Genomic DNA, 23,584 nt, shown 5'->3' with positions numbered 1-23,584 from the left:
GGGCATGGTATTGCTACGGCCGGGAACATCACCTGACGCCGAGCTGCTGATCGAAGCGGGCGGGTACTTTCTGCGCCCGCCGCTCATGTCTGATTTCAAGGCCTGGGCGGACCTGCGAAACGAGAGCCGGGACTTTCTGAAACCCTGGGAGCCGCTCTGGCCATCCGATGACCTGACCAAATCGGGATTTCGCCGTCGCTTGCGGCGGTACGCGCGCGACCGCAAGGAAGGCCGGAGCCTGACATTCCTCCTGTTCCGGTCGAGGTCGGCTGAAGTCCTGGGTGGTTTGACGCTCAGCAACATTCGGCGCGGTGTCAGCCAGACTGCGACATTGGGCTATTGGATGGGCGAGCGTCACGCGGGCAAGGGACACATGTCGGCTGCCGTTGCCATGATCTTGCCTTTTTGTTTCGACGTCTTGAACCTCCACCGATTGGAAGCGGCCTGTATTCCCGTCAATACACCCTCAATCAGATTGCTCGAAAACGCCGGGTTTCGCCGCGAGGGGTATGCGCGCAACTATCTGTTAATTAACGGAACTTGGCAGGATCACCTGTTATTTGCCTGCCTCGCGGAAGACTACGCGTCGCTGTGTGGGAAAATTAGCCCAAGTGTTGAGGGTATGTTGAAAGAATTCTTGTGACATGCGCCACAACCCGGTAGTTCTTCGCTCCATGTCGATTTTGTCATCGGATCCGATCTGTAACGCCATCAAACGTCTGGTACTCACCGTTGCCGCGCTTGTCGTGGTACTTGCGTCATTGCCCGCACTGGCCCTCGAACCGATCCCCGTCCCGATCGATATCGAAGCGCTTGACGTGACGAATTCCATAGAAATGCACCGGGATGCCGGAACACGTCTTCAGGTGTCCACGGCGCCTGGAGCTGACGGCATCGTGCGCCGGATCGAGGTTCCTTCGCTGGAGGGATCCAACACCAACTGGGCTGTCTTTGCGCTGGCCAACACCAGCGACGAACAGATTGACCGTCTCATCGTTGCACCGAATTACAAGCTCGTGGGGTCGGATCTTTTCTGGCCGGATCTCGGGTCTTCCCGCATCACCGCGATTACCCCGAGCCAGGGGATCGCGCCCGTGCGGCTCAAAAGCCTTGAAGCTGACGTGTTTCTCGTAACGCTCGACCCGGGGTCGATCGTCACCTTCGTTGCCGAACTGACCACACCCAATCTCCCGGAAGTCAGGATCTGGGAACCCGACGTCTACAAGGAAACGATAAACGCCTATACCCTTTACCGGGGCATCATTTTGGGCATATCCGGGCTACTTGCACTGTTTCTGACGATCCTTTTCGTGGTCAAGGGCACGGTCATGTTTCCGGCGACCGCAGCGCTTGCATGGTCGGTTCTGGCCTATCTTTGCATCGACTTCGGCTTCTGGGGCCTTGTCTTCAACCTCGATGGCGGCGGCAGCCAGCTGGCGCGCGCCTGCGCCGAGGTGATGCTGGCGGCCAGTCTCCTCATTTTTCTTTACGCCTACCTCAACCTCAACCGCTGGAACATTCACTATTCCCATCTTGCGCTGACAACGCTGATCCTGATCCTGGGCCTTCTTGGCGTCGCGGTCTGGGATCCGTCAATAGCCGCCGGTATTGCACGGCTCTCACTTGCCGTTATCGGTGCGCTCGGGTTTATCACCATCGCAGTCCTGGCATTTCAGCACTACGACCGGGCCATTCTCCTGATCCCGACCTGGTGCCTGCTCATTGCCTGGCTGGTCGGGTCCGGCATGACAGTGACCGGCTATCTGTCCAACGATATCGTTCAGCCGGCCCTTGGCGGTGGTCTCGTTCTGATCGTGCTCCTGATCGGCTTTACGGTGATGCAGCATGCATTTGCGGGCGGTGCCATCGCGCAGGGATTGATCTCGGACGTGGAGCGCAAGGCTCTCGCGCTCACGGGCGCCGGAGACATTATCTGGGACTGGGACATCGACCGCGACCGCATATATACGGGCAACGAGGTTGAAGAACTCCTGAACCTCAAGCGCGGCTCCCTCGAAGGTCCGGCGCGCGACTGGCTCGATGTGTTGCATCCTCAGGACAGGGACCGCTTTCGCGCAACCCTGGATGCGGTCATCGACCAAAGACGCGGCAAGGTGATGCAGACGTTTCGCCTGCGCTCGGAAGACGGACATTTTCGCTGGTTCAGGCTGAGGGCGCGGCCGATTATTGGCTCCGACGGCGAGGTCATCCGCTGTGTTGGGACCCTGCTGGATGTAACCGAAGAACGCACGGCGGAAGAGCGCCTGCTGCACGATGCCGTCCATGACAACCTTACCGGCTTGCCCAACAGGGAGCTCTTTGTCGACCGCCTGCGTACAAGTGTCGTGCGCGCCAAGGCGGAGGAAACCTCCAAGCCGACGCTGCTGGTTCTCAATCTCGACCGGTTCAAGCAGGTGAACGACAGCATCGGCCTGTCGGCCGGCGACAGCATCCTTTTGACGGTCGCGCGCAGGCTCGGGCGATTGATCGGGCAGCAGGACACGCTCGGCCGCTTGTCAGGCGACCAGTATGGACTGGTGCTTCTCTCCGAACAGGAGCCGGACAGGATCGTCGCACTGGCCGATGCGCTCCGCAAGGCCGTTCGCGCTCCGATCACATTCGGTGACCGGGAAATCTTCCTGACCTGCTCTGTCGGCATTGCGTTTTCCGAAGGCGGCAAACAGGCCGTCGAGGATATGCTCACCAACGCCGAGATTGCCCTCAATCACGCCAAGCGGCTGGGTGGTGACCGGCAGGAAGTGTTCCGCCCGATCCTGCGTCCTCTCGACAAGAACATTGTCGACCTGGAAGCTGATCTGCGCGATGCGATCAAGAAGGAAACGCTCGGGGTCTTTTTCCAGCCGATCATCCGCCTGGAAGACCAGTCCATCGCAGGGTACGAGGTTCTGGCCCGCTGGAACCATGCCAAGCGCGGAAAGATTGCGCCTTCGGAGTTCATCCCCATTGCAGAACAATCCGGTTTGATAAACGAACTGGGCATGTACATGCTCGACCGCGGCGCGCAGCAGCTGGCCTTCTGGCAACGGGAGTATCCGATGCAGAGGCCCCTTTTCGCCTCGGTGAATCTCTCTTCACGTCAGCTTTTGAAGCAGGATCTGATCAACGATGTGAAGGCTGTTTTGTCACGGACTTCGCTAGAGCCTGGAACGCTTAAGCTGGAGCTCACCGAGTCCCTTGTCATGTCCAATCCGGAATATTCCGCAAAAGTGCTGGAACGCCTGCGTGGTCTTGGTGCGGGATTGTCGCTCGATGACTTTGGGACGGGGCACTCGTCGCTTTCCTATCTGCAACGGTTCCCGTTCGACACGATCAAGATCGACCAGTCCTTCGTCAAACCGAACGGGTCGTCCGCGCGCTCAGTGCTGCTGAGAACGATTGTCGCCATGGGCCATGATCTTGGCATGTCGGTGGTTGCCGAAGGTGCCGAGAACGAGAGCGACGCGCTCGAACTCTACCAACTCGGTTGCGAGTACGCGCAAGGGTATTTCTTCGGCGAGGCCGTCTCCGCATCCGAAGCGACGAAATTGCTGCGCAAGATGCCCGCGGAAGCCGAAAGCGCCTGATCGCCACAGAGCCGAAGCGACGGGAAATCGTGTTATCCGCTGCAACCACGCGTGAATTGGAACACGCATGACCGATTGCGCCGTACCGTTGGAATCGCCTGACCAAGCGTTTCTATTACGGCTTTCGAACCGCCGCGCGCACTGCTGAGAATTTCTGCGCCTTACCTGCAATGCGCCTCGTTTGCGACTGTCAGAACGGAAACTGGCATGCCGGGCTCAGCCGCCGTTCTTGTAAGGCGCCATTCCGCCGCGCGCCAATTCGTCTGCCCGCTCATTGTCGGGATGGCCGGCGTGTCCCTTGACCCAGTGCCACGTGACATCGTGGCGTTCCCTTGCTTCATCGAGGGCCTGCCACAGGTCGGCATTCTTGACGGGTTTGTTGGCTGCCGTGCGCCAGTTTTTCCGCTTCCAGCCTGCCAACCACTCTCTTATACCGCTGCGCACATAAGTACTGTCCGTATAAAGGTCGATCGCACAGGGGCGTTTGAGGGCATTGAGAGCTTCAATCGCCGCGGTCAGCTCCATGCGGTTGTTCGTCGTCTCGGGCTCCCCGCCATTCAGCACCTTTTCGTGCTCGCCGAACCTCAGGAGCACGCCCCATCCGCCTGGCCCAGGATTTCCCGAACAGGCGCCGTCGGTGAAAATTGTGACGCGGTTTTGAGTGCTCATTGTTCAAGTCCGTAAGACTGCGTCCCGGTGATCGTCTGATGAAAACGCAGCTTTTTTAGATATTCCAGCGGGTCTTTCGGCGTGACAAGAGCGCCTTCGGGCACACTAAGCCAGTCATAAAGGCGTGTCAGAAGGAACCTGAGTGCCGCGCCGCGGCAAAGCGTCGGCAACGCGTCGTATTCATCTGCCTGGAGTGGACGCACGCTTGTATATCCTTTCAGCAGGGCACGGGCTTTTGTCACATTGAACGACAGGTCTTTTTCGAAACACCAGGCATTCAGGCAAATGGCAATGTCGTAGGCGAACGCATCGTTGCACGCGAAATAAAAATCGATCAGGCCGGAGAGTTCGTTGCCCAGGAAAAAGACGTTGTCCGGAAAAAGATCCGCGTGGATGACGCCGCTCGCGAGGTGGGAAGGCCAGGAGGATTCCAGATATTCAAGTTCGCCGCCAATTTCCTGCCGCAGCCCCGGCAAGACCTGATCGCTCCTGTCGCCGCTTTGTTCAAACAACGGGCGCCATCCGGAAACGTTCAGGGCATTGGCGCGGAACCCGTCATAGTCCTGACCGTCCAGATGGAGCTCGGCCATGGCTTTTCCCAAGCCCGCGCAGTGCTCGACCCGTGGCCGTTTGACCCACATGCCTTCCAGGAACGTGACGAGCGCAGCCGGACGTCCGGCAAGCTCTCCAAGCAGTTTGCCATCCATTGAGGGAACAGGGGTCGGACACGAAAGACCTTTTGCGGCAAGGTGCTGCATCAGGTTCAGAAAATAAGGAAGGTCGTCCGGATTCACGCGCTTTTCGTAGAGCGTCAGGATGTAGGAGGCCTTGTCGGTATGAACCAGAAAATTGCTGTTTTCGACACCTTCGGCAATGCCCTTGAACGAAAGAAGGCGCCCGACGTCGTAAGATCCGATGAAGTCTTCCAATTCCTCATCGGTAACTTCGGTGTAAACGGCCATGTTCTTATCCGGTGGCTGCCTGGTTTGCCGGGACCACGTCCCTCAGCTCGCGCGGCAGATTGAACGAAATCGTTTCTTCGGCCGTCCGCACTGTCTCGACGGTGACATCGAAGCGGTCGGAAAATGCGCTGATGATTTCCTCTACCAGAGTTTCGGGAGCAGAGGCACCCGCGGTCAGGCCAAGCGACTGCATTCCTTCGAAATCCGACCATTGAATGTCGCTTGCACGCTGTATCAGCACCGCCACCTTGCAGCCGGCCCGCTCTGCGACTTCCCGCAGGCGCTGCGAGTTGGAGGAATTCGGCGCTCCGACAACGATCATTGCGTCCACGCTTGGCGCGACATGCTTTACTGCTTCCTGCCGGTTCGTGGTCGCGTAACAGATGTCTTCCTTGTGCGGCGCGACAATATCGGGAAAGCGTTCCTGCAGAACGGCCACGATCCCGGCGGTGTCGTCAACCGACAAGGTGGTCTGTGTGATATAGGCGAGCGGATTGTCCGACTTGGGTTGGTAGTTCCTGGCGTCTTCTTCGGTTTCGATCAGTTCGACGGTTCCTTGCGGCAACTGGCCCATGGTGCCGATCACCTCCGGATGACCTGCATGTCCGATCAAGAGGACCTCGCGCTCCCGGCGATCATGTATCTGCGCTTCCTTGTGAACTTTTGAAACAAGCGGGCAGGTCGCGTCGAGATAGAACATGTTGCGCGCCTGCGCATCTTCCGGAACGGACTTGGGAACGCCATGGGCCGAAAAGATCACCGGTCTGTCCGTGTCTTCAGTGGGAATCTCAGCCAGCTCCTCGACGAAGACCGCACCTTTTGCCTTGAGGCCGTCCACAACGAACTTGTTGTGCACGATTTCGTGACGCACATAGACGGGACGGCCGTATTTTTCCAGCGCCAGTTCAACGATCTGAATGGCCCTGTCAACGCCAGCGCAAAAACCGCGTGGCGCGCAAAGCCTGATGGAAAGCGGCGGTTTTAACTGTGTGGTATTGCTCATCGTCTTCTTTCGGCAATCCTCTTTCGCCGCAATAAGGGGTTGAAGCTCCATCCTGTCAAGTGAGGTGCGCGCAACTGCGCATTATTTAAGCCACAATATGCTGATTGAAGCTTTCCGCTGTTGAGACCTCGCCAAGCAAATGTTCACCTGCTATGACACTCCGCCAAGTTGCTATTTGATCCGATGGGTAGATGATGATCAGTCCGTTTCCGGCCGTTTTCAACGAGAATATTAAGACAGCGCTGTCAGTAGGCTTGTGTTCCGTGATGCTGGCAGGGTGCGGTGGCGGTTCAGACAGTATTGCTGCCAAGATCATTACAGGCGGTCAGGAGCCCATCGAAGTTTCTCCGGAAACTTTTGCACCACCGGTCGCGTGCCCGCCGATGGAACTCAGGTCCAACACGTTTCTCATCAGAAATTATGTACGCGGCAAGCAGGACGAGTCGGAGGGTCTGCTTTATCAGGCAACCATTGAAGACTGGGCCAACAGCTGCACGCGGGAAGGCAATGGTCAGCGGCGGATGAAGGTCGGGTTTTCCGGCGACGTTACGCCCGGACCTGCCTGGAAGGGGGGCGAAGTGACTTTGCCGTTGCGGGTCGCCATTGTCCCGGGTGGCAGCGATGCCGAGCCGCTCAGCTCTGATCTCCTGACGATCCCGGTGACACTGACTGAAGGAGCTCCTGCGGAGAAGTGGACCCTGGTAGAGGAGAAATTCACGATCCCGCAGGGTGCGAGCGTCAAGGTCGTCTTCGGTTTCGATGAAGGCCGGCGGCGCTAGGGTACGGACCCATAAATGAAGCTGATTTGGCGGCAGAAAAGGCGAATTCTCGCGAGGAAACGTGCGAAGAGCGGGCCTTGTGCCCGGTCAAGCACGTTGACGCTGCGAGGTGAAGCCATTTTGCCGTCCTTCGGATTTGGCCGTTTTGGCCACCTGCCGCGTCGCGAAAGGCTTGAAAATGAACCACTTTTCCTGCGCTTTCGCTCCTTTCATCTGGCCAAAACGATTCAAACCAAATCAACTTCATTTATGGGTCCGTACCCTAGAGACCCGGCGCTTCCGTTTCGTCAGGTCCGGCTTGCAGATTTCCCCATATTGACAAGGTTGTAGACGGCTCCCACAATCGCGTCCGCTATCAGGGTCGTAACCTGATTGGCTTGTCTCAGTACGCTTGTCCCAAGCGGGAGAATTCGGGTGAAACATCCCGGTGCCGAAGGAGCAACCGCCCCGGAAACTCTCAGGCAAAAGGACCGCATGGGTAATACGCTCTGGAAAGAAGTGTTCTGCTGAAACGTCAGTCAGACCGCTCACCGAAGGAGTAGCTGCGGAATGCGAAAAGTGTTCAGCGGGAAATCTCTCAGGTAGTCGGACAGAGGGGGTCTTGGCGACTGGTTCTTCGGGAACCGGACCGTCAGGTCTGGCCTGAACACAAACATCGGATGACGCTATGACAACCTATTATTCCAAGGATCACGAGTGGATTGCCGTCGACCAGGGCATCGCGACGATTGGCATCACGTCCTATGCACAGGAGCAACTGGGCGACGTTGTCTATGTTGAGCTGCCGGAGGCAGGTGCAGAATTTGCGCAGGGTGACGAAGCGGCCGTTGTGGAATCGGTCAAGGCCGCCAGCGAAGTGTATGCACCTATCGATGGCGAGGTCGTGGAAGCCAACGCTGCACTCGCAGACGAACCGGCGAAGGTCAACGAGGACCCCGAAGGGGCCGCCTGGTTCTTGAAGATGAAGGTTGGAAACGAAAGCCAGCTTACGGAATTGCTCGACGAATCGGGCTACAAGGCTTTTCTGGAGACATTGTGATCCATGGCGGGGCATTATTATTCAGCTCAGGTGGAGTGGGCCTGCGACGGAGATTACGCCGCAAATACCTATTCACGCGGGCATATCTGGCGTTTTGATGGTGGTCTTGAAGTGCCGGCAAGCGCGTCGCCGACAGTTGTGCCGCTTCCGCACTCGGTCGAAGCGGCCGTTGATCCCGAAGAAGCTTTTGTCGCTGCGATTTCCTCGTGTCACATGCTCTGGTTCCTCGACCTGGCACGGCGGGCGAATTTCAACGTCGCAAGCTACCGGGACAAGGCGCAGGGCGAAATGAGCCGCATCGCGCCGGGCAAAATGGCCATATCCAAAGTCGTCTTGCGTCCGGAAGTTGCGCTCATTTCCGCAGAGCAACCTGATGAGTCATGGCTGCAGGCAATCCACGAAAAAGCGCACGATGTCTGTTTCATTGCCAATTCGGTGAAGTGCGAAATCCTGGTCGAACCGGAACCTTTGAAACTTGTCGGGCCTTAGGCGCGGCGAGCAACCCGTGCATGGCTGCAATCGCTCACTGCCAAGTCCGCTTTTCACTGCGGCCAGGCGGAGTTCTGGTGCGCTAGTCAAACATGAAGTAGACGAGCGCCGGACCGATCTGAGCGTAGGATCCGACGACATGGTCCGTCAGGATTGCAATGGCTTCCATTGCAGAGAGTTTGCGGCCACTCAGATTGTATTCATACTTGCCCGACGAGTAGGCGGATGCCCAAAGAACAGGGAAGCCGTCAAACGCCCCGAAGTGAGGCATGAATGTCGCGCGGACCTCGCAGCCTGACGCCTTTGCAAGGTCAATCATGGCATTGAGCCCGGCTCCTTTCATTAACTCATTCGGCGTGAGGGCGTCCGCTTCGAACGAGTTGCGCTGCCCGCGCGAGGCCGCGAAATTACACGCAAAGATCCAGATAATGGTGTCGCTAACGAAGCGGTGCTTCACCTTTTTGAACAAATGGGCGGTGGGGCCGCCAAAATAATAGTGTTGCCCACCAATCAACACGTCACCGCCGCCACCACCATGGGCGATGATCATGACTTCCTTGATGAGCAGATTGTTGGTGTCGGCCTTGGCCTTCATCATGTCCGCGCTTTGGGGAAACTGCCCTTCGTCCACAAAAACGTAGTGGCAATCCGTTGCTTTATGACGTTTCGCTCGTGGCAGGTTTGCCGGGACGCGTTTGCCCTTCGGAACAATGTCGCCGGAAATGAGATAGAGATATCCGTCTTCAAGCGGCGGGGATGCAACACTGGGTGACGTCACCACCGCCTTTTGCGCTTCGGCTTGAACGTCCGCCGGTACATGGCCTCCAAAGAGCGCACCCCAGGTAAAAGGCCCGACGATCCCGTCAACCTGAAGATCGTTGTGCATCTGGAACTCTTCGACACGAAGCCTGGTGTTTTTCCCGAAAATACCGTCCTGGAGCAAGGGCAGGTAGGTCGAGTAGCCGATAAGAGCCTCGTCATTAAGCTTGCGTTGTATCTTGAGAACGTGCTCGCCGCGATGGCCTTTTTTAACTGAAAATGTCATTTAGCTCTTGAAAAAACTGACTTTAACTCTCCGACGCTAATCACCGCCTGTTTCGATTTCAACCTGTGGAATTGCATAGTCGCTCCAACAAAATGAACCTGCATGATCGGAGAAATCTTTCGCTTTGTCAGAGGCTTATTAAAAAACTCAACTCGGTCATTGAGGGTGCTTCGAAGTTCGCGCTCGAGGGACAAGATTAAGAAATTTGACAAATTACTTGTCATTATGACAATAAGTATGTCAAATACAAGGATGATGAAAAAGTCTGTTGAACTCTACGAGATCGTACGGCTGGTCCGGCCGGTTCACCGCCGCCTGGCGCGTGCTGTGGAAGCAAAGCTGGATGGCACGGGCATCACGGTCGGAATGCGCGCTGTACTGGAAGTGCTGGAAGAAACGGGACCGCTTTCGGTTCCTGAAATCGGGCGCGTACTTTTTCTGACCCGGCAGCAGATCCAGCTGATAGTGAACACGCTTGAAGACGCCGGGCTTGTTGAACGGCAGCCGAATCCGGCTCACAAGCGGTCTCCTCTGTTTCGCCCGACTGATCGAGGCACGACCTTGTTTGGTGAAGTTCGGGCGCGGGAAAACGACGAAATAGAAGCGGTCTGCGAGCTCTTTTCCGCAGATGATCTTCACTCCACACAAAGGGTTCTTTGTGCAATGCTCGATCATTTCGCCGAGTTCGAAGACGATCCAGATCATCCCAGGCCGTTTTAGTGAAGGTTCGCAAGGAGTTGAGCAATGTCCGGAATGTGGTTTGTCGTCGGATTGCCAATCGTCGTGCTGGCAGGCTTGGCGCTTTATACGGTCTTGGTCATGCGCCAGATCGGGACGCCGACCCGTGGCGGCGAAATTGATCTGAATGAGCGGCCGAACACGGCGCTTGTTGTGATCGATGTTCAGGAAGATTTCACGCGCAACGGGGGAAGCAACCCGTTTGAGCCGGCCTATAGGGACGCAGCGCTTGCCGTTATCAATCGCAGCGTTTCATCGGCACGTTCTGCCGGGAACGAGATTGTCTTCATCAAGCATGTCTTTCGCAACTGGCTTGCAATCCAGATCATCAGGTTGGTCGCGAAGGGTGTCGGCACGCCTGGACGAAAGGGCCTTGAAATCGATCCGTCCATAGAGGTTGGTGAAGCGCCGGTATTCGAAAAAGCAATTGGCGACAGCTTTTCAAGCGCAGCGTTTGAAGACTGGCTCGAAACACGAAAGGTCGGAAAGCTGATCCTGACGGGACTGGATTCTTGCCACTGTGTGCAGCTCACGGCGAAGGGTGCGCTTGCGCGCGGTTATCTTGTCGAAATACGGGATGCGGCGACTTTGACGGCGACACCTGAAAAGTGGTCGCTGCTCAAGGAGGAACTGGGCGATTCAGGGGCTGTGATCGTCTGAATACCATGAAAGTGTTATCTTTTCGGCGGCGCCGGCATGTGGCACGGTTAGATATCGACACCTTGCCAATGCATTCCGTCGGAGGAACCATGTTTCGACCGTTAATTTTTGCTGTAACTGCGCTTTCCATTTTTTCAACGTCATCCCAGGCCGCCGACAAGGTAGCCATTGTATTTGACGGATCCGGCTCCATGTGGGGACAGATCGAAGGCCGCACCAAGATTGAAATTGCGCGGGACGCGATGAGCAATGTGCTTGGAACACTGCCGGGCGATCTGGAACTCGGCCTTTTCGCCTATGGCCATCGCCAGAAGGGAAAGTGTGACGATATCGAGCTGATTGTGCCGCCGGCGGCCGGAACGGGCGCTGCGATCAAGGCTGCAACGGACAACATTACGCCGAAGGGCAAAACGCCGCTCTCGGCAGCCGTTCGCCAGGCAGCCGAAACGATGCGTTACACGGAGGATAGGGCAACCGTCGTACTTGTTACCGACGGGATTGAGACCTGCAATGCGGATCCATGCGCTCTTGGGCAGGAACTGGCTCGTCTCGGCATCAATTTCACTGCCCATGTTATCGGCTTCGGACTGAGCCCGGAAGAGGGGCGTCAGGTTGCCTGTCTCGCTGAAAACACCGGTGGCCTTTACATCCAGGCCGGAAATGCCGAAGAGCTGTCCGGAGCGCTGACGGCGACCGTTGAAACCGCCCCGGTTGTGGAAGCCGCAGCACAGCCGGCACAATTGCCGGAAGCTTCGCTTGCCGCGCCCGATACGGCTGAGATCGGGGCACGGATAGATGTCTCCTGGCAGGGACCAGGCGGCCGATACGATCAGATCGAGCTGCATGATCCGCAAGCCAGGGGAGGCGAGGGAAAGCGGCTGCGCTCCAAGGCGGTCGTCAACGGTGATCTTGAAAACAACACCGTCGCAATGACCGTCGTGAGTGAACCGGGAACCTACGAGCTGCGGTATTGGGATGGCTCCGGCCGGCAGATACTGGCAACGCGCGCGATTGAGGTCACGCCGGCCGAAGTGGCGCTGTTTGCTCCCGACGAGATCGCGATGGCAAGGCCGGTTACGGTGGAATGGGTCGGACCCGGTGGCCGATATGATGCTGTGGAACTCTACGATGCCTCGGCGCGGGGCGGTGAAGGCAAGGTGCTGCATAACAAGCGCTTGCGCAATGATGACTTCGACAACAACAAGGTGACCATGCCGACGCCCGCAAAGCCGGGCACCTATCAGCTTCGTTACTATGCCGGAGAAGACAAGATCGTGCTTGCGACGCGTCCGCTGGACATTATCGAAGCACAGGTGACGCTCGAAACGGATGAGGCGGCAGAAGCCGGCAAGCCAATCCTGGTCGATTGGGTTGGTCCAGGAGCGCGCTATGACAGCGTCAGGCTGGTCGATCCGGCGAGTGGCAAGAAAATCCACGAAAAGCGTCTGCGAAATGACGATTTCGACAATCAGCGCGTAACCTTGCCGGGACCGGTCAAGGCCGGACCCTATGAGCTGCATTACTACAACGGTGACAACAAGACCGTATTGGCTACCGTTCCCATAGCGGTGACTGCCGCTGTTGTCGCCCTCCAAGCACCGGACCAGATCGGACAAGGGCGCCACATCACGGTGACCTGGACTGGCCCCGGAGCGCGCTATGACAGCGTTCAGTTCTTCGATCCGCGTGCGCGTGCCGGTGATGGGCGGGTCGTTCATCAAAAGCGTCTGCGCAACGACGATTTCGACAACTCCAAGGTCACCCTGCCGAGCGCTGCAAAACCGGGCGACTACGAGCTGCGCTACTACAACGGCGACAACAAGACCGTGATGCTGACACGCCCCATTTCCGTCGTGCCGGTCGAGCTTGGGGTGGACGGCCCGGAGAGCGTCGAAGCGGAAACGACATTCTCCGTTTCATGGAAGGGGCCGGGTGCGCGGTATGACTCGGTGCAGATCTGGGACCCCAGAGCACGCGGCGGCAATGGCAGAGCCGTTTTTGAACGGCGCGTCTGGTCAGGGGACATCGACGCACAGACTGTCAATCTGAAAGCACCGAAGGAAGCCGGGAACTACGAGATCCGCTATTTCAACGGTGACAACAAAGCCGTGCTTTTCACCCGCCCGCTGTCTGTACAATAGACGGTACAGAGATGCGTTGACCGGCCGGCTCGTTGGGCCGGCCGATCCTCCTGCTGATGTCAGGCGGTCTGTGCCTGTGCTGGCCGGTCAGTCTCCTGCATCAGGCCTGTTATCCAGCTGCCCCGTTTAAGCAAGAACGCGCGCAAAAGCTCTTCATAGTCGTCGGTCACGGCATTCATGACGGACGTGCGTTTCGCCAGAGCTCGCCGCCAGCGCTTGAGGCGCTCTAGGTTATTGAACATGTCCAGATCGGTGACTGTGTCGAAGACATCGAAATAGCGGAACACCGGAGCGAAGGCGGCATCGACAAGCGAAAACGTATCGCCTGCGAAAAAGGGGCCCTCCTTGTCGATCCGCCTGTCCAGGTGCTCAAATTTCGATCGCAGCGCTTGCCGTGCGGTTTCGAATTCACAGGCCCCGGCGGCATTGTAGAGAGCGCCAATCCCGTTCAGGATCTGGGACGCGAACTCCACGTAGGCGCGATGGCTTGCTCTTTCGACCGGATCATCGGGATGCAGCCTTTTTCCGCAGACCTCGTCGATGAATTCCACGATCGCAGCCGATTCAAACAGATAGGTGCCGTCTTCGGTCTTCAGAAGCGGAACCTTTCCGAGTGGCGACACGGCACGGAACCAGTCCGGCTTGTTGCCAAGGTCAATATTTATACGCTCGAACGGAACCTTCTTCTCCGCAAGAACAATGGCTGCCCGTTGAACATAGGGGCAAAGCGTATGGCTGATCAGGGTGAAGTCCGTGTTCATGAGTTTCTCCATTTTCATGCATCTGCATTAAAGTAAATGCACTTGCATGGAAATTCAAGATTGATGCAACTGCATGAAAGATCTATGCCATATGTATGAGCGGGAAATTGCGAGATCGGCACACTCCGGACAAGATGGACGCATGGGCGCGGTTACAGCGCGCAAGCGGCGTTGTCTTGTCCCGTGTCGAAGCGCGGCTGAAGGCGGACGGTTTTCCGCCGCTCGGATGGTACGACGTGCTGCTTGAATTGCAGCGCTCGGAAGGCATGGCCCTCAGGCCCGTCGAAATCGAAAAGCGGACACTTCTGGCACAATACAATGTTTCGAGGATGATCGAGAGAATTGCGGCGGCCGGATATGTCGAAAAGCGAAAAACGGCAGAAGACGGCCGAGGTGTGATGATACACCTACTTCCCGACGGAGAAGACCTGCTAAAAGACATGTGGCCTGCATACAAAAGGGCCGTCGAGGCGGAGTTTTCAATCCACCTTGACGATGATGAGACGCGCATTTTGTGGCACATGCTTGGTAAGCTGCTGCCTTGATTTGGATTTGTACTTTTGGTTTTCCGGGAGCGGTTCTCCTGAAATAATAAGTTCCCGGTACAGGATTGATTGGTGAAACATGATACCTCCCTTGAGAGTGAACCGGCGTCAACCGACGGAGCTGACCCATCGTTTGGCACAGCAGCGAAGGCAGTATGCACAAATGACTGATCCGCTCGACCTGGCGCGCCGCCGTGAGTTGCCGCAGGAGTGGCTGTTTTTGCTCCAGGAGTTCCCGCGAAAAGAGTGGCTTGAACACGATAATCTCGGGCCGCTGACCGAGTTCTGGCTGAACCGTCACGACGGGTTCCGCAACATGGGAAACACCCTGATCGCCATGCTTCTGCAATTTCGCGAAGGCCAGGTTCCACCCGACCGGTTCGGCGGCATGTTCGCGCCGCAGCTTCAGCTTTTCCTGACCGAGTTGCACAATCACCATATGATTGAGGACCATCATTATTTCCCGGTTCTCATGGAAGCTGAAAAGCGTCTGATCCCCGGTTTTGAATTGCTGGAGAGCGATCACGAGATGATCCACCAGCGCATCGAAGCCGTGGTTGTGAGCGCCAATGAACTGATCGTCTCTTTGCAAGGCGCCGACATGGGTGCGCTCCGCCGCGCCACGGAAAACTATGCCGCCGTCAGCGAAACGCTTCTCATGGGTCTCAAGCAACATCTCTCGGACGAAGAAGATCTGATCGTGCCGATTATCCTTTCGCGCGGCGAAAGTGAGCTGGGTCTTTCGTGAAACTTCGCAACGCACGCCAGCCGTGAAAGGTCGTTCTGAATTCTCGCCTTGACTCTGGTAGCGCCTTATCGCATGTAAGCTTTCATGACCAAGACGACCGCAACCTTCGTGTATTTTTATTACGTCACCGACATACCGGCGGCTGCGTAGGATCTTGCTCACACCATAGAAACCGAAAACAGCCGCCGCGTCAGGCGGCTTTTTGGTTTCAAGGAGGCTCCTGGCGGGGAAACCAGGAAGCCGAAATGACCAAGCACATGATTGAAGCCGGAAAGCCGGCGACCAAGCTCAAGTCGGAAGCGCTCGCCGTGCTTCTGGAACGTGGCCTCGTGCACCAGTGCACCGATGTGGAAGCCCTCGACAAGCGGCTCTCCGACGGGCCGGTCACCGCCTATGCCGGGTTCGATGCGACGGCTGCCAGCCTGCATGTCGGGCATCTCATGCCGCTGATGACGATGCGCTGGCTGCAGAAACTGGGCCATCGTCCGATCATCGTTCTTGGCGGCGGCACGAGCCGGATCGGCGATCCGAGTTTCAGGAACGACGCACGCCCGCTGCTGGAAGAACGTCAGATTTCCGCCAATATCGCGACCATTCGCCGATCGGTCGAAAGGCTGGTCGACATGAAGGGGCAAGACGGGGCACTGCTGGTCGACAACGCGGAATGGCTGAACGAATTCCGCTTCCTGGAATTTCTCCGCGACTATGGCTCCCAGTTCACCGTCAACCGCATGATGACTTTCGACAGCGTCAAGTCGCGCCTGGAAGCGCAGATGCCGCTGACCGTGCTGGAGTTCTGCTACATGATGCTTCAGGCCGTTGATTTCCTGGAACTCGCCAAACGCCATGATTGCGTCTTGCAGGTCGGTGGGTCCGACCAGTGGGGCAACATCGTCAACGGGGTTGAACTCGGCCGGCGTGACGGGCGAAAGCTCCACGGTCTGACGATTCCGCTCCTGACAACGGCCAGTGGCGCCAAGATGGGCAAGACCGCGGCAGGTGCCGTCTGGCTGCACCCCGAACACTTGTCCCCCTTCGGCTTCTGGCAGTTCTGGCGCAACACGGCAGATGCCGATGTCGGCAAGTTCCTGCGTCTCTTCACAGAGCTGCCGATCAGCGAAGTCGAGCGTCTCAGTGAACTTGAGGGGGTGGAGTTGAACGAGGCGAAGAAAATCCTGGCAACCCAGGTCACGACCATTGTTCACGGACCAGAGGAAGCCCGCGCGGCCCTGCAGCAGGGGGATGCCCTGTTCGCCGGCGAAGGCGAGATACTGGAGCCTACGCACATGTTGCCCCTGGCACGTCTTGCGGAAGGTCTTGGTCTTTTGGAACTCGTGGTTGCCATCGGCTTCGCTGCCTCGAACGGTGAGGCCCGGCGTCTGTTGGAAGGCGGCGGCGTTCGCCTCAACAACCGTATCGTCGACGATCCGCGCCGCCGGATCGGAACGGGTGACCTCAAGGCCAACGACCGGCTGGCGGTCTCGGTCGGAAAACGCCGGAAAGCGCTGGTAGGGTTTGAGTGAGTTGGAGAGGACTTGCAATGCTGGTAGGCAAGGGCATGGATTGCCAGATCGGGTCCAATACTGTCCGGTATGACCCGGAATGAGCCCTGTGAGCCGATCCCCAGTCAACGGACTTGTCATTCCGGCCGAAGCGTAGCGGAGGGCCGGAACCCAGTAAACACTTGTTTCCACTTCTTCATTTAACCTCTGTCACAGGGATTGCCGGATCCCGGTCTTGCCGATTAAGCGGCAAACCGGGACGACAAATCCGGGAAGCAATTCTGTATCCCGACCCGCCCTCGGACGGACTTTTGCCGTTCTCCGCAATATCCTCATCCTGAGGAGGACCCTAAGGTCCGTCTCGAAGGATGGGCTGCATATTCAGCGTGCGTGGCCCATCCTTCGAGACAGCGCAAGCGCGCTTCCTCAGGATGAGGGTGCCAACCATTCCTCGTCTTCCCGGCCAAGCTCAGCGCGAGCCGGGATCGGGGAGGCACAAATCTGCGTGTTCCGGTTGCCCTATCGTCGCATTCCGGCTCTCCGGTCCCGGATCTCCGCTGCGCTGCGTCCGGGATGACGATGGAAAGGTGAATACCACTCGAGTGACGCCTGCCTAAACACCCTGCCGAATGCGAAGACCACCAGCAACAAAATCCTCATCCTGAGGAGGACCCTCAGGTCCGTCTCGAAGGATGGGCGGCATACTCAGCGTGCATGGCCGATCCTTCGAGACAGCGCTGGCACGCTTTCTCAGGATGAGGTTGTCAACCGTTCCTCGTCATCCCGGTCAAGCGCAGCGCGAGCCAGGATCGGGGAGGCACAAATCTGCCGGTGTTGCTGCCGCTCTTCCGTCGCATTCCGGCTCCCCGGTCCCGGATCTCCGCTGCGCTGCGTCCGGGATGACGACGGAGATACTGAGACAACTCGAGTAACGCCTGCCCAAACACCCTGCCGATTTCAAAGGTCACTCCGCTATATCCTCTTCCTGAGGAGGACCCTCAGGTCCGTCTCGAAGGATGGGCGGCATACTCGGCGTGCATGGCCCATCCTTCGAGACAGCGCTGGCGCGCCTCCTCCGGATGAGGGTGCCAACCATTCCTCGTCATCCCGGCGCAGCGCGAGCCGGGATCGGGGAGGCACAAATCTGCCACTGTCGAGCAATGTGCAGCCAGTTCAATGCTTCTCCGGTCCCGGATCTTCGCTCCGCTGCGTCCGGGATGACGACTGAGAGCGGGAGATCACTTGGGTGATGCACGTTCAAACACCCTGCCGAATTCAAAGGTCACTCCGCTATATCCTCATCCTGAGGAGGACCCTAAGGTCCGTCTCGAAGGATGGGCGGCATACTCAGCGTGCATTGCCCATCCTTCGAGACAGCACTGGCGCTTCCTCAGAAAGAGGTTTTCTCCAATTGCGCCTGTGAACAGCCCTCCTTCCGGACCAGACTACGATGTCAGTTTAAGTCCAGCCCGGAACTCTTCCACCGGCAGGCCGCCGATCCCCCAGTTCTCCATGTCGACTTCGTCGATCACGACGAACGTCGTTGACGGGTTTTTGCCGAGAACGTCAGCAAGAAGATCAGTCGTTCGCTTGATGAGTTGGGCTTTCTGCTCTGGCGTGACACCTTCCCGGGTCACCTGAATATTGACGTAAGGCATGATCAAACGCCCCCTTTGTTTTCGGCGTTCATCTGAAAAATCTTCGCCATGATCCGCCAGCGGCCGTCGTCACGCACAAAGGTCAGGAAATCGACATAGTCCTTGCCCGCCAATGTGCAGCGGACGCGGGCAAAGGCCGTGTTGTCACCTGCCAACTGGATCTCGTCGATGACATCATTGCGGGCCTCTCCGCGCGATGCCGGTGAAACCCGGGCGGCGACCACCGGGACATACTCGTCCATCGTGCGGTGGAGCAGGGGTGTTTCGTCGGCTGTCGCATAGACTGCCTTCGGGTGAAACGCCTTCTGCAGCAATTCCGTGTCGCAGTGATAAAGCGCGTCGAAATAATCGCGAATGACGCTCTGCAGCTCTTCGATCGGTCCGGTCATGCGGTCAGTCCTTCTTCCTGCAGGGTTTTGCGGGTGGAGGGCCGTGCAGCTATGCGCGAGACATAGGCTTCCGTTTCCGGCCAACCGGACAGGGTGACTCCGATGAAATTCGTCCAGTTCAAGATGACGAAGGCGTAGGCATCAACCACCGAGAAGGCATCCCCGAGCAGATAGGTCTTTCCGCCGGCAAGGAGCGCGTTGAACTGATCAAGCTTAGCCTCAAGTTTGGCGCTGTTTGATGCCTGTTCTTCTTCGCTGAATGTCTTGCCCGAAAAGTAGGGGCTGAAGGCTTTGTGGAGTTCCGAGGAGAGGAAACTCAGAAGTTCAAGCTGCCGGAAGCGCTGCAGCGGCTGGTCGGTGTGTCCTGCTTGCAGGCCTGGCAGCTGCTCACTCATCCAGTGAAGAATTGCGACATTTTCCGTCAGGACCTGTCCGGTGTCCAACTTCAGTGCGGGCACGTATCCGCGTGGATTTGTGTTGGCATAGACCTCGCCGGTCTCGGTTGTCCCCGCGGCGGTGTCCACTTTTTCCAGCTGATAGGAAGCATTCGTCTCGTTCAGGAGAATGTGCGCTGCCATCGAACAGGCACCCGGTTTGTAAAAGAGTTTCATCAAGTGTCTCCATCGTTCGTTTCGATGGTCGGAAAGTGTTGGTTGAAGTTACTGTTGACAAGTAGGTAACCAATGGTAACTATGTTTTTCGAGTTACCGTGAAGAAACCTGATTTCAGCGGAGTTACGTGCCAAATGTCCCTGAAAATGCGCAAGAACCGCAGTCCGAAACCGCCGGAACCCTGTCATCTGACGGAATGCATGCAGGTGATTGCAGGTGCCTGGGCGCCCAACGTCATCTGGAGTCTGAGGGCCGGGCCGCGCCGCTTCAGCGAATTGAAAGCGGACATTCCACCTGTTTCCTCAAAGGTCCTGTCCGCGCGACTATCCGAGCTCGACGAGCGCGGGGTTCTGCTGCGCCACGTGCGCCCGACGTCACCGCCATCCGTGGAATACGAGTTGACGGCCCTCGGCGAAGAATTGATCCCGGCCCTCGAAGCGATTGTTGAGGTTGGGCATAAGCTGAAACAGCTGCGTGGCTACGAACCTGCGACTGAGGCTGCCGAGTAGGTTCCAAGACTGATTGAAAGCTCTTTCATGAACCAAAAAACCTTTGTTTTTGTGCACGGCGTCTGGCACGGCGGCTGGTGCTGGTCGCGCGTTGCTGACATTTTGCGGGCGCGTGGTCACCGTGTCACCACGCCAACCCAGACCGGTCTCGGCGAGAGATGCCATCTTCTGTCGACCGATATCACGATCCAGACATTCGTCGATGACATCGTGCATCATCTGAATTTCGAGGATCTCGGCAACGTCACACTCGTCGGGCACAGCTTTGGAGGCATCCCGATCACCGGCGTTGCCGATGCCGTTCCGGAGCGAATCGCGAAACTGATCTATCTCGATGCGATCATGTTGGGGACCGGTGAAACCTGGCTTGATCTGCTGCCGGAGGATATGGCCCGGGACCGCACCGACCTTGCAAAGAAAACCGGTGGCGGCCTTTCGCTGCCGCCGGCGCCAGCCGACAGTTTTGGGGTGTCGCGACCGGAAGACATTGCCTTTGTCGAAGCCCGTCTGACACCGCATCCGTTCCGGACTTTCACCACGGCACTTAACTTGAACAACCCGATCGGCAATGGCCTGCCTGCTGCCTATATACGCTGCGCAAATCCGCCTTACCGGCCGGCCGGTGTTGCTCTGGAAAGAGCCGGAAGATTCGGCTGGCCGGTCGAGGAAATCGCGACCGGTCACGACGCGATGGTGAGCGAACCACTGGCGCTGGCGGATTTGCTGGAACGCCTGGCCTGAGCCGGGCACTCTTGTTTGGCTGCGCCTGCCGCAAACACCTGTGCTTCTATTCGGCGAGATATCTGATGGCACTTGCCCCGGGCATGAAGAAATAGGATCCGCCGCGGACCTTCACGAAGTCCTTCATACCACTGACAATGAGCGGGCCTTCCGGTGTTGGGATCGTCAGCCGGCCGCCTTTGCGCCCGCGGCCGAGCACCGAGTCAACCTCTCCGTCCAGGCCGTGGAAAAGGCGGTCCATGCACCAGGTTTGCTGCACGAATTCGAATTGCCGTTCCAGGTTTCCATTGAGGCACATGAACAGAAGGCCGGGGTTGTCGGCCGCCTCATTTCCCGCGCCGGCCTGGTCGTACTGACGGCCCATCCGCAGGATGCGGTGCCGGTTTGTGATCGAGAGTTCCTCTTCACCGTCCTGAGGATGCAGGCTTTCACGCGGATTGGCCCGGCGGATATGCGCGCCGAACGGGCAGCGGAACCCTGAGGGATCATCCTCACCGAACAGGAAGTCATTGTCCGGAGTGCCACCGCCCGGCTTGAACGGATGGCGGACCAGGGATGTGCCGTCTTTCCAGCGGCCAACCATCTTGGCCTCGACCCATTCCTGAAGATCATCTTCGGTTGCACCAGGGGGGGTGCCTTGCCGGCCATTGATTTCCTTCGCGGCTGCTTCTGAGAAGGCGTGAAACGCCGGAACATCCTGTTCAAGCTGCCGGATGACGAGATAGGATCCGTTGCGTCCGAAATTGCGCGGAGACCGTGTCTCGGTCGCGGCAAAGTCGGGCCAGTCGTCCTGCTCGGCTTCAGGCTTGTAACTCAGCAGAATGTTCTTCGGATCATCCGACGCCGGAAGAATCGGGCTGGTCGGCATGTAATTGCGGTTGTCGGGATAGCCGAGAATGAATTCGCCGGGTTCCACCACATGAATCGCGTTGTCCGGGTCGATCGACCGTCTTGATCCCTTGATGATGGGCTGGGAGATGCCGTCCGCAAAACCGAACGCTTCTTTTTCCAATCCGCCGGTTTTGCCGGGGCCGGGTTTGGATGTGATCTTGTGAATGAGTTTGCAGTTGTGGGCCGCAATCAGGTCTTCCTGAACTTTGGCTGCATCGGCAAGTCCGGCTTCCTCCGCGTAGACAATGACGGCGGCATCGATGTGGGTGCCGTCGTGGCCCCACCACCATAAGTCAGGCTTGTCGTCGCCGGTGTCCTTCAGCACGAATTCTGCTCGTACCGGCTCATCCATGCCTTGTCTGAAGACGGCAGGGAAGGAAGCAAGCTGGCTATCCTTCAGGCCCAGTTTGGAAAGGCCGGTGGCCGTCATTGCCAGCAAGGCGGCCTTTTCATGTGGCGGGCGATCACCGAAGGAAACATGAGGTTGAACCGCTCTTAGCCATTGTTTCGCCGCGGCCGGATCGTCCGGCAATTGGATCAGCAGGCACGAAGCCTGATTGAGCGCGCCCATGCCGCCAAAGAGGATCGACTGGATCTCGTCTGCCTCAAGAGCATTTGCGGGCATACGGCGCGAGCCGAGCAGTGAAAGCCATTCGCGCGCCTGACTTTCGGTCGAACCCTTCAACAGGCCATAGCGGATCAGCGCGTTGCGCCGGACCAGATCCGTTGTCGAGTTGGGATAGGCTGAATACCAGAAGAGGGTCGGCTTCTGCTGACGGCGCGCCCACCTCTTGAAGCGGTCACCGTCGGTTGCGCCTTTGAAAAACAGGTTTTCAGTGCGCGGATAGTGTTCCGTGTTGCTCCAGACACCGGTCAGGCCGGACGAGGCCTTGGTGATGAAATCCTCAAGGTAGCTTTCCCAGCTGCCTCCGAAATTCGAAAAGAAAAGCAGCTTATCGGTTCCAGGCAACAGGATCCAGCGGGCAAAATGAATTGTGCCGATCTTGCCGAGAAAACCCGGGCGGAAGACATGCGTTGCCATCTGCGCGATGAACCAGAAGGCAAAACGCAGCGTGAGACGGCGCAGCTTGCCGGGTTTCATTTTCGAGATGCCGTAAAGATGATTGACGCTGCCATCGTTTTCGCGCGCCATGACGGCACTCAGAACGTCGAAATCGGGCGAGAAATCTTCCGCCGGATCGGTGCGTTCCTTGGTGCGCAGCATGCTGTAGAGAACGCCTGCGATAACGATCATCACCAGAACGCCTGCGATCAGCGTCAGTACGGCCATTCCCACAGCGAACCAGAAGCCCATTGCAGAAAATGACGCGATGATGACCCACAAGAGACAGATTCCCAGCACGATGAGGTAAGGCCAGGTGAAGGTTTTCAGTCCGTCGACGACAAGCTTGGCGACGGGAACGGATGCATCCCGTCTTGAATTGGCAAATGGCACATCTTCCGGCGACATCAGATCCTGAAACTCGGAAAGGCCCTGCATACGGGTCTTTACGTCGTTCAGGATTTCAAGGGGTGAACCCGTCACCTCGCCACCGGTAACGATTTCCCGGACTTTTTCGCCGAACTTTTTCTCCCGTTCGATGCGCTTTTCCGTAAGGCCCGGTGTCCCTGAGTGGTTCAGGCCGGGTGTACTCAAAAGACCCCATCCTGTGTCGTGGGAATGATCTTCAATGAACTTCGCAAGATCGTTTTCGGCAATGGTGTGGCCGGCAAGCGCGAGGATATCGCGCAAGGGCGTGTTTAGTCGCTTCGCGAGATCCTTGATCGCGTCGTCTTTGCTGCCGTCCTGACTGGTCTCCACCACCAGAAAGGCCCCGTGGCCGCTGTCTGCATCCGCCGGCAGAACGTTGACCGACATAAAATGAATGCTGCTGCCGTCGAGGGCTTCACGAATATCCTGGCTGACAGGATTGCCGAAACCGTCAAGTTTATCTTCGACAGTCTGTGTTTTGTCATCTGAGATTGAAGCTGAAAACGTGAGAAATGTTCGCGTCATGGGAATAGACCTAAAATTTACCTAAAGTCATTCGGAATAGTAAGACAAACAATTTGAAATAGACACCTTTAAGTTACTTAAATTTTTAGTTGTATTCGGGTTG

Annotated in this window: 22 protein-coding genes and 1 riboswitch; of the genes, 13 read left to right on the top strand and 9 right to left on the bottom strand. The window is 57.5% G+C overall.

Going from position 1 to position 23,584, the window contains the following annotated elements; translation table 11 throughout:
* Positions 1 to 4 precede the first annotated feature (4 nt).
* Both Q0915_RS24710 and Q0915_RS24705 read left to right on the top strand, forming a co-directional pair.
* Positions 5 to 643 (top strand): GNAT family protein, encoded by a 639-nt coding sequence (locus Q0915_RS24710; protein WP_299480382.1) that lies wholly within the window; start codon positions 5 to 7, stop codon positions 641 to 643.
* A gap of 31 nt (positions 644 to 674) precedes the next feature.
* Complete coding sequence (locus Q0915_RS24705) at positions 675 to 3,584, top strand: EAL domain-containing protein (protein WP_299480612.1); 2,910 nt, start codon at positions 675 to 677, stop codon at positions 3,582 to 3,584.
* Between the two features lie 216 nt (positions 3,585 to 3,800).
* On the opposite strand, the gene rnhA is transcribed toward Q0915_RS24705, so the two are convergent.
* From rnhA to ispH, 3 genes are read right to left on the bottom strand one after another with little or no spacing between them, the layout of a single operon-like run.
* Positions 3,801 to 4,253, bottom strand: a complete 453-nt coding sequence (gene rnhA / locus Q0915_RS24700) for a ribonuclease HI (RefSeq protein WP_299480379.1) — start codon at positions 4,251 to 4,253, stop codon at positions 3,801 to 3,803.
* Positions 4,250 to 5,215: a homoserine kinase gene (gene thrB / locus Q0915_RS24695; protein ID WP_299480376.1), complete on the bottom strand. Its 966-nt coding sequence runs from the start codon at positions 5,213 to 5,215 to the stop codon at positions 4,250 to 4,252. Before thrB ends, rnhA begins: the two co-directional genes overlap by 4 nt.
* 4 nt (positions 5,216 to 5,219) lie before the next feature.
* Positions 5,220 to 6,218: a 4-hydroxy-3-methylbut-2-enyl diphosphate reductase gene (gene ispH / locus Q0915_RS24690; protein ID WP_299480373.1), complete on the bottom strand. Its 999-nt coding sequence runs from the start codon at positions 6,216 to 6,218 to the stop codon at positions 5,220 to 5,222.
* Between the two features lie 191 nt (positions 6,219 to 6,409).
* Here ispH and Q0915_RS24685 point away from each other — a divergent pair, with 191 nt between their 5' ends.
* The 3 genes from Q0915_RS24685 to Q0915_RS24675 all read left to right on the top strand — a co-directional run bounded on the left by Q0915_RS24685 (position 6,410) and on the right by Q0915_RS24675 (position 8,525).
* Positions 6,410 to 6,997, top strand: a complete 588-nt coding sequence (locus tag Q0915_RS24685) for a hypothetical protein (protein ID WP_299480370.1) — start codon at positions 6,410 to 6,412, stop codon at positions 6,995 to 6,997.
* Between the two features lie 391 nt (positions 6,998 to 7,388).
* Positions 7,389 to 7,480, top strand: a riboswitch (glycine riboswitch).
* 184 nt (positions 7,481 to 7,664) lie between these two features.
* Positions 7,665 to 8,036: a glycine cleavage system protein GcvH gene (gene gcvH, locus Q0915_RS24680; protein WP_299480367.1), complete on the top strand. Its 372-nt coding sequence runs from the start codon at positions 7,665 to 7,667 to the stop codon at positions 8,034 to 8,036.
* A gap of 3 nt (positions 8,037 to 8,039) precedes the next feature.
* A complete protein-coding gene (locus Q0915_RS24675) occupies positions 8,040 to 8,525 on the top strand; it encodes an OsmC family protein (protein ID WP_299480364.1) in 486 nt (161 codons plus the stop codon).
* An 82-nt stretch (positions 8,526 to 8,607) separates the two neighbouring features.
* Here Q0915_RS24675 and Q0915_RS24670 read toward each other — a convergent pair whose 3' ends face one another.
* On the bottom strand, positions 8,608 to 9,570 hold the full coding sequence (locus Q0915_RS24670) for a peptidoglycan-binding domain-containing protein (protein ID WP_299480361.1): 963 nt from the start codon (positions 9,568 to 9,570) through the stop codon (positions 8,608 to 8,610).
* A gap of 237 nt (positions 9,571 to 9,807) precedes the next feature.
* Between Q0915_RS24670 and Q0915_RS24665 the strand changes: the two genes are divergently transcribed.
* From Q0915_RS24665 to Q0915_RS24655, 3 genes are all read left to right on the top strand, one after another.
* Positions 9,808 to 10,290, top strand: a complete 483-nt coding sequence (locus tag Q0915_RS24665) for a MarR family transcriptional regulator (RefSeq protein ID WP_299480358.1) — start codon at positions 9,808 to 9,810, stop codon at positions 10,288 to 10,290.
* A gap of 24 nt (positions 10,291 to 10,314) precedes the next feature.
* On the top strand, positions 10,315 to 10,968 hold the full coding sequence (locus tag Q0915_RS24660) for a cysteine hydrolase (RefSeq protein ID WP_299480355.1): 654 nt from the start codon (positions 10,315 to 10,317) through the stop codon (positions 10,966 to 10,968).
* Between the two features lie 89 nt (positions 10,969 to 11,057).
* Positions 11,058 to 13,109 carry a VWA domain-containing protein gene (locus tag Q0915_RS24655; RefSeq protein WP_299480352.1) on the top strand — a complete coding sequence of 684 codons (2,052 nt, stop codon included), beginning with the start codon at positions 11,058 to 11,060 and terminating at the stop codon, positions 13,107 to 13,109.
* Between the two features lie 59 nt (positions 13,110 to 13,168).
* Here Q0915_RS24655 and Q0915_RS24650 read toward each other — a convergent pair whose 3' ends face one another.
* Positions 13,169 to 13,870 (bottom strand): glutathione S-transferase family protein, encoded by a 702-nt coding sequence (locus Q0915_RS24650; protein ID WP_299480349.1) that lies wholly within the window; start codon positions 13,868 to 13,870, stop codon positions 13,169 to 13,171.
* A 95-nt stretch (positions 13,871 to 13,965) separates the two neighbouring features.
* Between Q0915_RS24650 and Q0915_RS24645 the strand changes: the two genes are divergently transcribed.
* The 3 genes from Q0915_RS24645 to tyrS all read left to right on the top strand — a co-directional run bounded on the left by Q0915_RS24645 (position 13,966) and on the right by tyrS (position 16,686).
* On the top strand, positions 13,966 to 14,415 hold the full coding sequence (locus Q0915_RS24645; protein ID WP_299480346.1) for a MarR family winged helix-turn-helix transcriptional regulator: 450 nt from the start codon (positions 13,966 to 13,968) through the stop codon (positions 14,413 to 14,415).
* A gap of 163 nt (positions 14,416 to 14,578) precedes the next feature.
* Complete coding sequence (locus Q0915_RS24640; RefSeq protein ID WP_299480343.1) at positions 14,579 to 15,163, top strand: hemerythrin domain-containing protein; 585 nt, start codon at positions 14,579 to 14,581, stop codon at positions 15,161 to 15,163.
* A 245-nt stretch (positions 15,164 to 15,408) separates the two neighbouring features.
* Positions 15,409 to 16,686, top strand: a complete 1,278-nt coding sequence (gene tyrS, locus Q0915_RS24635) for a tyrosine--tRNA ligase (RefSeq protein WP_299480340.1) — start codon at positions 15,409 to 15,411, stop codon at positions 16,684 to 16,686.
* 1,424 nt (positions 16,687 to 18,110) lie between these two features.
* Here the strand turns inward: tyrS and Q0915_RS24630 are convergent.
* Genes Q0915_RS24630 through Q0915_RS24620 form a run of 3 tightly spaced genes read right to left on the bottom strand, consistent with a single transcriptional unit; the run spans position 18,111 to position 19,323 of the window.
* The gene (locus Q0915_RS24630) at positions 18,111 to 18,323 is read right to left on the bottom strand and encodes a 4-oxalocrotonate tautomerase family protein (protein ID WP_299480337.1); all 213 of its coding nucleotides are present in this window, start codon (positions 18,321 to 18,323) and stop codon (positions 18,111 to 18,113) included.
* A 2-nt stretch (positions 18,324 to 18,325) separates the two neighbouring features.
* Positions 18,326 to 18,712: a nuclear transport factor 2 family protein gene (locus Q0915_RS24625; RefSeq protein WP_299480334.1), complete on the bottom strand. Its 387-nt coding sequence runs from the start codon at positions 18,710 to 18,712 to the stop codon at positions 18,326 to 18,328.
* The gene (locus Q0915_RS24620) at positions 18,709 to 19,323 is read right to left on the bottom strand and encodes a glutathione binding-like protein (RefSeq protein ID WP_299480332.1); all 615 of its coding nucleotides are present in this window, start codon (positions 19,321 to 19,323) and stop codon (positions 18,709 to 18,711) included. Before Q0915_RS24620 ends, Q0915_RS24625 begins: the two co-directional genes overlap by 4 nt.
* Positions 19,324 to 19,457: 134 nt before the next feature.
* Here Q0915_RS24620 and Q0915_RS24615 point away from each other — a divergent pair, with 134 nt between their 5' ends.
* Together Q0915_RS24615 and Q0915_RS24610 are read left to right on the top strand one after the other, a co-directional pair.
* Positions 19,458 to 19,832, top strand: coding sequence for a helix-turn-helix domain-containing protein (locus tag Q0915_RS24615; protein WP_299480329.1), 375 nt, complete (start codon positions 19,458 to 19,460; stop codon positions 19,830 to 19,832).
* A 27-nt stretch (positions 19,833 to 19,859) separates the two neighbouring features.
* The gene (locus Q0915_RS24610) at positions 19,860 to 20,573 is read left to right on the top strand and encodes an alpha/beta fold hydrolase (protein WP_299480326.1); all 714 of its coding nucleotides are present in this window, start codon (positions 19,860 to 19,862) and stop codon (positions 20,571 to 20,573) included.
* A gap of 46 nt (positions 20,574 to 20,619) precedes the next feature.
* Here Q0915_RS24610 and Q0915_RS24605 read toward each other — a convergent pair whose 3' ends face one another.
* Positions 20,620 to 23,481: a hypothetical protein gene (locus tag Q0915_RS24605; RefSeq protein ID WP_299480323.1), complete on the bottom strand. Its 2,862-nt coding sequence runs from the start codon at positions 23,479 to 23,481 to the stop codon at positions 20,620 to 20,622.
* Between the last annotated feature and the right edge of the window lie 103 nt (positions 23,482 to 23,584).

Source organism: uncultured Roseibium sp., from assembly GCF_947494555.1.
GTDB lineage: Bacteria > Pseudomonadota > Alphaproteobacteria > Rhizobiales > Stappiaceae > Roseibium.
The sequence above is the reverse complement of the archived record's forward strand: the minus strand, read 5'-3'. Positions and strand labels throughout refer to the sequence as shown.